The following is an 8870-nucleotide window of genomic DNA, read 5'->3' on the forward strand; positions in this document are numbered from 1 at the left end:
CCGTGCTCAGGACGCCGGGCACCCCCGGACGGTGTCCCGCGAGGCGTCGGCGATCAGGGCGCGCTGGGCGGCGCGGACCTTGCCGACGTCGGCCTTCATGACGGAGCGGTCGTAGGTCATGATGCCGTTGAGTTCGCCCTCGACATCGGCGATCTGCGTGTAGACGGAGCCGTTGCCGCCCTGGCAGGCGAGGGCGTGGACCTCGTCCACCTTCCTGAGGTACTCGTCGGTGTACGCCTCCTTCTCGACGCCGACGTAGGTCTGCTGGACCGGCCAGGCGTGGCCCGGTACGGCGAGGCCGAGGCCGCCGAACTCGCCGCTGACGAGGGCGCGTTCGCCGTCGGGGGCCGGGAGGGCCGGGCTCGGGTAGCCGTGCGCGTCGGCGATGTCGCCGTTGCCGCCGTCGACGGCGCCGCAGCAGTTGAGCCCGCTCATGTTGTTGACGAGGCGGCTGGGGTCCCACTTCTTCGCCTGGTCGGCGATGCGGGCCTGGTCGTACTGGCCCCAGCCCTCGTTGAAGGTGACCCACATGATGACCGAGGGGCTGCTGGCGTGCTGGTCGATCATCCGCTTCATCTCGTGCTCGTACTCGGCCTTCTCGCTCGCCTCGTCGGGGACGGCGGCCATGGCGGGCATGTCCTGCCACACGAGGAGGCCGAGCTTGTCGGCCCAGTAGAACCAGCGGTCGGGCTCGACCTTGATGTGCTTGCGCACGGAGTTGAAGCCGAGGTTCTTGTGCTGGACGAGGTCGTACCTCAGGGCCTCGTCGGTGGGCGCGGTGTGCAGGCCGTCGGGCCAGAAGCCCTGGTCGAGGGTGGCCATCATGAAGACCGGCTTGCCGTTGAGGACGGTGCGCGGGGTGCCGTCCACCTTCTGGACGGAGATGTCCCGCATCCCGAAGTAGCTGCCGACGCGGTCGGTCCCGGTGGTGACCTCCAGGCGGTAGAGGTGGGGGTCGTCGGGTGACCACAGGTGCGGGTTCCTGACGGGAAGTTGGAGGGTCGTGCCCGAGCGGCCGTGGACGGTCGCGACCTCGCGTTTGCCGTCGTAGGCGGTCGCGGTCACGGGGAGCCCGGCGCGGGTGGCGTTGACGTCGACGGCCAGGCGCTGGTTCTTGACGTCGGGCGTCAGCTTGAGCGTGTCGGTGTGCTCGGCCGCGACGGGTTCCATCCAGACGGTCTGCCAGATGCCGGAGCTGGGCGTGTACCAGATGCCGCTGGGGTCGAGGCGCTGCTTGCCGACGGGCGGGTTCGGGCCGTTCTTCGCGTCGGTCGGGTCCTGGACGCCGACGACCAGTTCCTGGGTGCGGCCGGGCTTGAGCGCGTCGGTGACGTCGGCGGAGAAGCGGTCGTAGCCGCCCTGGTGGCTGGTGACCTTGTGGCCGTTGACCCAGATGTCGGCCTGCCAGTCGACGGCGTCGAAGTTGAGCCGGAGCCGCTGTCCGTGGCCGACCTTCCAGTTCGCGGGCACGGTGAAGGTGCGCCGGTACCACATGCGGTCCTCGTGGCGCTCGATGCCGGAGAGCTGCGACTCGACCGGGTAGGGCACGAGGACGCGCTCGGCGAGGTTCTTGCCGAGCGGCGGGGCCTCGCCCTCCTTCGCCGCCGCGAACTGCCAGGTGCCGTTGAGGTTCTGCCAGCGGTCGCGGGTGAGCTGGGGGCGCGGGTACTCGGGGAGCGCGTTCTTCGGGCCGACGTCCTTGGCCCAGCGGGTGCTGAGCTGGTAGGTGGACTCGTTGGCACCGCCCGCCCAGAAGGCGCCGATCGTGCCGGCGTCGTCCTTGGTGCGCAGGCCGCCCTCGCCGTCGTAGCGGACGTCGACGGAGCCGCCCGCCCCGACGACGGGTTCCTTGAGGGACACGAGGAGCTTCGCCGGGTCGGCGGGGTCCTGGCGGACGGTGCCGAGGGGCCAGTCGGCGCCGCCGATGTTGGCGCTGAGGTGCTGGGTGACGGTGCTCGGCGGGGTGGCGAGGGGGTGCGGGAAACCGAGTGCGAGGGTGCGCCCTGTGCTGGTGACGGTGGCGGAGGTGGCGCCGTCGTAGGCCCAGTTCTCGGGGGTGAGGAAGGCGGACCGCGGGACGGGGGCCTGGGTGCCGCCGGGCGGGGTCCAGGAGAAGTGGAGGTTCGAACCGCCCTCGTGCTCGAAGTACTCCAGCTTGATGTCGTACGCCTTGCCCGCTTCCAGCATGACGGGCTGGGAGACCTGTTCCTTGTCCCAGTCGTCGACCCAGTGGTCGATGACGAGTGTGTCGCCGATCCAGAGCCGGAAGCCGTTGTCGCCCTTGATCTGGAAGGTGTGCGCGCCGCTCTTGCCGGGGACGAGGCGGCCCGTCCAGCGGACGTTGACGTCGTCGGCCTGTCCGGTGGCCTGCTGGAGACGGGACTCCAGGCTGGCGAAGTCGAGCGTGGGGTCGAAGGCGGTGGCCTTGAGCTGGTCGAAGTCGAAGGCGCCCGGGGCGGACTGGGTGTAGTAGTCGCCCCGGAGGCCGTGCAGTTCGCCCGGCCGCGCGGTGCCGGCCTCGTGGGAGGTGGGGTGGGGGGTGAGGGTGCCTGCCGCTGAACGAGTGCTCCCGGTGTCCGAGGCGCTGGCGGTGGGTGTCGCGGTGAGTCCCGCGAGGCCCAGCAGCGCGGCGGCGCACAGGGCGAGGGGACGTCCCACGCCCCCTGCCGGGGAGAATCTGCTGCGGTTGCGCACGTGCTCCTCCTTCTTGCCGTGAGGCATCGCCACGGGGGCCTTCGCAGAAGGTCCCCCGATGTCATGTCGAGGAAGGGTGGCGGCTCGCCGTTCCAGTCTGTACAACGTTGCAAGGAACGGCAGTTGGCATGAGAGCACGCCCTCTCGCCTACTGTCCAGGGTCATGACGAACGCGCCCGGGCGCCGGGACGCGGAGTGAAGCGGAGGGGTTTTCGTGCGGGTGAGCCTCAAGGACGTCGCGCAGCTGGCGGGCGTGTCGATCAAGACCGTCTCGAACGTGGTCAACCACTACGAGCACGTCACGCCGGCCATGCGGGAGCGGGTCCAGCAGGCCATCGACGAACTGGGGTACCGGCCCAATCTGACCGCCCGCAACCTGCGCAAGGGCCGGACGGGGATCATCGCGCTCGCGGTGCCCGAGCTGGGCAATCCCTACTTCGCCGAGCTGGCGGGGGAGGTCATCGACGCGGCGGCGGAGCACGAGCTGACGGTGCTGCTCGACCACACGCGCGGCGAGCGCGAACGGGAGGTCCTGGTCAGCCAGGGTTTCCGGGCACGGGTCATCGACGGGCTGATCCTCTCGCCGCTCGAACTGGAACCGGAGGACCTCTCGGCCCGCGCCGATGACGTACCGCTCGTGCTGCTCGGGGAGCGGGAGTACGCGCTGCCGTACCCGCACATCGCGATCGACAACGTCGCGGCGGCCCGCGACGCGGTGCGGCACCTGATCCGGCTCGGCCGGACGCGGATCGCCTTCCTCGGGGCGCGTACGGATTCCCCGAACAGGCCCGCCCAGCTGCGGCTTCAGGGCTGGAGGGAGGAGCTGAGGGCGGCCGGGCTGGAGGGCGGGGAACGGCTCGCGGCGCCGACGGGCGGCTGGGACCGGGGCGACGGGGCCGAGGGAATGGCGCGGCTCCTCGACTCGGGGGCCCGTCCTGACGCGGTGTTCGCGTACAACGATCTGGTAGCGGTGGGCGCGATGCGGGTGCTGCACGAGCGGGGCCTGCGGGTCCCGTGGGACGTGGCGGTCGTCGGCTTCGACGACGTGCCGGAGTCGCGGTACGGCGCCGTGACGCTCACGACGATCTCGCCCGACAAGAAGGCGATCGCACGGCTCGCGGTGTCCTCGCTGGTCAGCTCACTGGAGCGGGCCGCCGCGCGGCGTGGGAACGGGAACGGGGACGCGCCCCCCGAGCAGCAGCCCTCCGTCCTCGCCCCCTTCCGGCTCCTGGAGCGCGAGAGCACGCTCGGGCGGCGCTGAGACCGGCACCCGGGGCCGCCCCGTCCGGCCGCCTCGGCCGGGAGGGGTTTACAGCCACCTTCCAACGATGTAAAAACCAGACGCACAGGCGGAGTTGGCACCGCGTCACGGGGCCGACCGCAGTACGACCACGTTCCTTTCCCTCGTGCCCGTGCGCTCGCACGGGTCCGTGCCGCTACGGGAGAACACCATGAAGTCGTCCGCGTACCACCGCACCACTCTCCAGGCCCTCGTGGCCGTCTCGCTCACCGCGAGTCTCGCCCTCGCCACCGGCTGCGCGAAGTCGGAGGACGACGACAGCGGGCCGAAGGACAAGAACGCCACCGCGACGGAGAGCAAGGACGCGGGGCAGGTCGCCGAGACCCCGGCGGCGGGCGGCAAGGGCTGCACGCTCGACGCCTACGGGGCGAAGAAGACCGACCTCGCCTCGGCGACGGTGGGCTTCTCGCAGTCCGAGAAGGAGGCCAACCCCTTCCGTATCGCGGAGACGGCCTCGCTCAAGGACGAGGCGAGGAAGCGCGGGGTCAAGCTCCTGGCCGTCAACGCGCAGTCGCAGTTCTCGAAGCAGATCAGCGATGTGCAGGACCTCATCGCGAAGGGCGCGGACCTGCTCGTCATCGCCCCGCTCAACTCCGACGGCTGGGAGCCGGTGCTCCGGGCCGCGAGCGCCAAGAAGATCCCCATCGTGACGATCGACCGCAAGATCAACGCCGGTCCGTGCAAGGACTACGTGAGCTTCATCGGCTCGGACTTCGTCGAGCAGGGCAGGCGCGCGGCGGACAAGATGATCGAGGCGACGGGCGGCAAGGGCGAGGTCGCGATCCTGCTCGGCGCGGCGGGCAACAACGTCACCACCGAGCGCACCAAGGGCTTCAAGGACCGCGTCGCGGAGAAGGCCCCCGGCCTCAAGGTGGTCTTCGAGCAGACGGGCGACTTCGCCCGCGAGAAGGGCCAGTCGGTAACCGAGCAGCTCATCCAGTCCAAGCCCGGGATCAAGGGCATCTACGCCGAGAACGACGAGATGGGCCTCGGCGCCGTCAACGCCCTCAAGAGCGCGGGCAAGAAGCCGGGGGCTGTCAAGATCGTGACGGTCGACGGGACGCGCAACGCGGTCAAGCAGATCGTGGACGGCTGGATCTCCGGGGTCATCGAGTCCAACCCGCGCTTCGGCCCGCTCGCCTTCCAGACCCTCGACACCTTCACGAAGGGCGAGGAGGTCCAGCAGGACATCGTCATCAAGGACAGCGCCTACGACAAGACCAACGCCGAGGCCGACCTGGGCAAGGCGTTCTGATGCTCTCCGTCACGGGGCTGACCAAGGTCTTTCCCGGGACGCGGGCCCTCGACGGCGTGGACTTCACCGCCCGCGCCGGCGAGGTGCACGCGCTCATCGGGGAGAACGGTGCCGGGAAGTCCACGCTCATCAAGGTGCTCACGGGGGTCTACCGGGCCGACGGGGGCAGCGTCACGTACCAGGGCGAACAGGTGCGGTTCGCGACGCCGCTCCAGGCGCAGGAGGCGGGGATCTCCACGATCTACCAGGAGGTGAACCTCGTCCCGCTCATGAGCGTGGCGCGCAACCTCTTCCTGGGCCGCGAGCCGCGCCGCGCCCTCGGCCTCGTGGACTTCGGCCGGATGCACCGCGAGGCCGCGCAGGCGCTCGCGGCGCTCGGCGTGCGGGTGGACGTGCGCCGTCCGCTCGGCGAACTGAGCGTCGGCACCCAGCAGATGGTCGCGCTCGCCCGCGCGGTCTCGGTCGACGCGAAGGTCGTCATCATGGACGAGCCGACGTCCTCGCTCGAACCGCGCGAGGTGGAGACGCTCTTCGGCGTCATCCGGCTGCTGCGCGAGCGCGGCATCGCCGTGGTGTACGTCAGCCACCGGCTGGACGAGCTGTACGAGGTGTGCGACCACGTGACGGTGCTGCGCGACGGCAAGGTGGTGCACACGGGGCCGCTCGCGGAGCTGGAGCGGCTGCGGCTCGTCTCGCTCATGCTGGGCAGGCAGCTCGGCGAGGTGCGTGCCGAGGGCGTCACCAAGTTCACGGGCGATCACGCGCGCGAGGGGCGCCCGGTGCTCGCCGTGGACGGGCTGTCGGTGCGGCACCGGCTGGAGAAGGTGTCGTTCACGGTCCGTCCGGGCGAGGTCGTCGGGCTCGGCGGGCTGCTCGGTTCGGGCCGCAGCGAGACCGTACGGGCCGTGGCCGGGGCGCTGCCGCCCGACGCGGGCACGGTCGCGGTGGACGGCGCCCCGGTGCGTACCGGCTCGACGCCGGCCGCCATCCGCGCCGGGATCAGCCTGCTGCCCGAGGACCGCAAGGCGGAGGGCATCGTGCCGGGCCTCTCGGTGCGCGAGAACATCGCGCTCGCCGCGCTCCCCGGGCTCTCGCGGTTCGGCCTCGTGGACGAGAAGCGTGTCGACAGGATCGTGGACACCTTCGTGGAACGGCTGCGCATCAAGACCTCGGGCGTCGGCCAGAAGGTCGGCGAGCTGTCCGGCGGCAACCAGCAGAAAGTGCTGCTCGCGCGCTGGCTCGCGATGCACCCGAAGGTGCTCCTCCTGGACGAGCCGACGCGGGGCATCGACGTCGGCGCGAAGGCGGAGGTGCAGCGGCTCGTGGACGAACTGGCCGGGGAAGGGCTCGCGGTTGTGCTCATCTCCTCCGATCCGGAGGAACTCGCGGAGGGCTCGGACCGCGTGGTGGTGCTCAAGGACGGCGCGGTGGTCGCCGAACTGGCGGGGGACGAGGTGAGCGAGGACCGTCTCATGGCGGCGATCGCCGGCGCGCCCTCGGCGGACGAGAAGGCGGGCAGGGCGGAGATCGCCTCGGTGGTGCCGCCCGCGGACGCGCTCCTCGGCGGGACCGGCGACAGCGGCGGGACCGGCGAACCCGGCGCTGCCGAGAAGGGGGACGGGGATGACTGAGCTGACGCTGCGCGCCACGCTCGCCGACCGGCAGCGGCTGCGCCACCTGCTCCAGGAGTACGGAGTCTACGCGGGCGTCGTCGTGCTCCTTCTCGTCAACATCGCGTTTACGCCGCACTTCCTGTCCACCGAGAACTTCCGCACCCAGGCCGTGCAGGTCGCGCCGATCGTCATCGTCGCGCTCGGCATGGCGCTCGCGATCGGCACCGAGGGCGTGGACCTCTCGGTGGGCGCGGTGATGGCGCTCGCGACGTCTTTGCTCTCGTTGTATCTCGGGTACGGGCTCGTGCCCGCGCTGCTCATGGCGGCGCTCGGCGGGGTGCTCGCGGGGCTCGCGAGCGGGGCGCTCGTCGCCTTCGTCGGGGTGCAGCCGATCGTCGCGACGCTCGCGCTGATGGTGGGCGGCAGGGGCCTCGCGCTCGTACTGCTCCCCCAGCTCAAGGACGTGCGCAACAGCGGGATGAACACGCTCGGCACGGGCTCCGTGCTCGGCATCCCGTACCTGGTGATCATCGCGGCGGTGCTCGCCGTGGTGGTGGCCTTCGTGGTGCGGCGCACCACCTTCGGGCGGCAGTTGCTCGCGATCGGCGACAGCCGGGCGGCGGCGAAGCTCGCCGGGCTCCCGGTGCGGCGGGTGCTCGTCATCGTGTACGTGGTGTCGGGGCTGCTCGCGGCCGTCGCGGGAATCCTCGCGACGGCGCGGCTCCAGGCGAGCGACCCGACCTCGCTCGGCACCCTCATGGAACTCTCCGCGATCACCGCCGTCGTCGTGGGCGGCACGCCGCTGTCGGGGGGACGGGTCCGCATCGGCGGCACGGTCGCGGGCGCGGTGCTCATCCAGTTGCTGACGGCCACGCTCATCAAGCACGACCTGCCGCCCTCGTGGACGCAGATCGCGCAGGCCGTCGTCATCGTCCTCGCCGTCTACGCGGCGCGGGAGAGGGGGAAGCGGTGAACGGCACGATCGCCGAGGTCCCGGCCGGGGAGAAGCAGGTGTTCCCCGAGGAGCGGGGTCCCGGACGCGGGGAGCGGCTGAGCGCGCTCGCGCAGCAGCACGGGGCGCTGCTCACGCTCGTCGTCGCCGTCGTCGTCGCGAGCCTGTGCTTCGACACGTTCCTGACCGGCGACAACGTGGAGGGCATGGCGCTCTCCTCCTCGTTCCTCGCCGTGGTGGCGCTCGGCATGACCTTCGTCATCGTCACGGGCGGCATCGACCTCTCGGTGGGCTCGCTCTTCGCGCTCGGCGGGGTGCTCGCGGCGTGGGGCTCGCGGTACGGGACGGCGGTGGCGCTGCTGCTGCCGCTCGCGGTGTGCGGGCTCATCGGGCTGGTGAACGGGCTGCTCGTCGCGCGGGCGCGGCTCGCCCCGTTCATCGTGACGCTGGCGTCGATGCTGGGCGCGCGGGGGCTGCTCCTCGCGGTGACGGACGAGGGCGCGAACACCTACCTCGTCGACAAGTCGACGTGGTTCACGCACCTCGGGCAGAGCAAGCTGCTCGGCGTCGGGGTCCCGGTGTGGATCACGGTGGCGCTGTTCCTGCTCGGCGGGGTCGCGCTGCGCCGCAGCCGCTTCGGGCAGTACGTGTACGCGGTGGGCGGGAACGAGGACGCGGCGGCGCTCATGGGCGTGCCCGTGGCCCGTACGAAGGCGTCCGTCTACACGCTCTCGGGGCTGTGCGCGGGTCTCGCGGGCGCCCTGAACGCGGCGTGGCTCGCCTCGGGCGTGACGATCCTCGGCAGCGGCATGGAGCTGGACGCGATCTCGGCCGTCGTGATCGGCGGGACGCTCCTGAGCGGCGGCTCCGGCTTCCTGAGCGGCTCGCTCGTCGGGGTGCTGCTGCTGAAGGTGATCCAGAACATCATCAACCAGATCGGTTCGCTGGACTCCTCGTACCAGCAGGTGGTGTCCGGGGCGTTCCTGGCGGTCGTGGTGATCGCGCAGACGTGGCTGGCGCGGCGCAGGCGGCGGGCCGGGTGAGAGCGCGGGCGCG

The 8870-nt window shown here is 71.3% G+C and carries 6 protein-coding genes; 5 read left to right on the forward strand and 1 reads right to left on the reverse strand.

The genetic code is table 11. From position 1 onward, the window contains the following. Positions 1-6: 6 nt before the first annotated feature. Positions 7-2721, reverse strand: coding sequence for a PA14 domain-containing protein (locus tag SSBG_RS00765; protein ID WP_234010700.1), 2715 nt, complete (start codon positions 2719-2721; stop codon positions 7-9). A 187-nt stretch (positions 2722-2908) separates the two neighbouring features. Here SSBG_RS00765 and SSBG_RS00770 point away from each other — a divergent pair, with 187 nt between their 5' ends. The 5 genes from SSBG_RS00770 (at position 2909) to SSBG_RS00790 (ending at position 8857) form a co-directional block, all read left to right on the forward strand. Then, a complete protein-coding gene (locus tag SSBG_RS00770) occupies positions 2909-3955 on the forward strand; it encodes a LacI family DNA-binding transcriptional regulator (protein WP_037868600.1) in 1047 nt (348 codons plus the stop codon). Positions 3956-4145: 190 nt separating this feature from the next. Continuing rightward, complete coding sequence (locus SSBG_RS00775; RefSeq protein ID WP_008744340.1) at positions 4146-5249, forward strand: ABC transporter substrate-binding protein; 1104 nt, start codon at positions 4146-4148, stop codon at positions 5247-5249. After that, the gene (locus SSBG_RS00780) at positions 5249-6880 is read left to right on the forward strand and encodes a sugar ABC transporter ATP-binding protein (RefSeq protein WP_008744341.1); all 1632 of its coding nucleotides are present in this window, start codon (positions 5249-5251) and stop codon (positions 6878-6880) included. Before SSBG_RS00775 ends, SSBG_RS00780 begins: the two co-directional genes overlap by 1 nt. Then, positions 6873-7835, forward strand: coding sequence for an ABC transporter permease (locus SSBG_RS00785; RefSeq protein ID WP_008744342.1), 963 nt, complete (start codon positions 6873-6875; stop codon positions 7833-7835). Before SSBG_RS00780 ends, SSBG_RS00785 begins: the two co-directional genes overlap by 8 nt. Next, entirely contained in the window at positions 7832-8857 is a 1026-nt protein-coding gene (locus tag SSBG_RS00790; RefSeq protein ID WP_008744343.1) for an ABC transporter permease, read from the forward strand. The genes SSBG_RS00785 and SSBG_RS00790 overlap by 4 nt, the downstream gene beginning before the upstream one ends. Positions 8858-8870 lie beyond the last annotated feature (13 nt).

The sequence above is a fragment of the Streptomyces sp. SPB074 genome (genome assembly GCF_000154905.1).
Classification (GTDB): domain Bacteria; phylum Actinomycetota; class Actinomycetes; order Streptomycetales; family Streptomycetaceae; genus Streptomyces.

Bases quoted from the DNA above. Each gene is read 5' to 3' on its own strand.
- SSBG_RS00780 (WP_008744341.1), top strand. From the start codon at position 5,249: ATGCTCTCCGTCACGGGGCTGACCAAGGTCTTTCCCGGGACGCGGGCC.
- SSBG_RS00765 (WP_234010700.1), bottom strand. From the start codon at position 2,721: ATGCCTCACGGCAAGAAGGAGGAGCACGTGCGCAACCGCAGCAGATTC.
- SSBG_RS00785 (WP_008744342.1), top strand. From the start codon at position 6,873: ATGACTGAGCTGACGCTGCGCGCCACGCTCGCCGACCGGCAGCGGCTG.
- SSBG_RS00775 (WP_008744340.1), top strand. From the start codon at position 4,146: ATGAAGTCGTCCGCGTACCACCGCACCACTCTCCAGGCCCTCGTGGCC.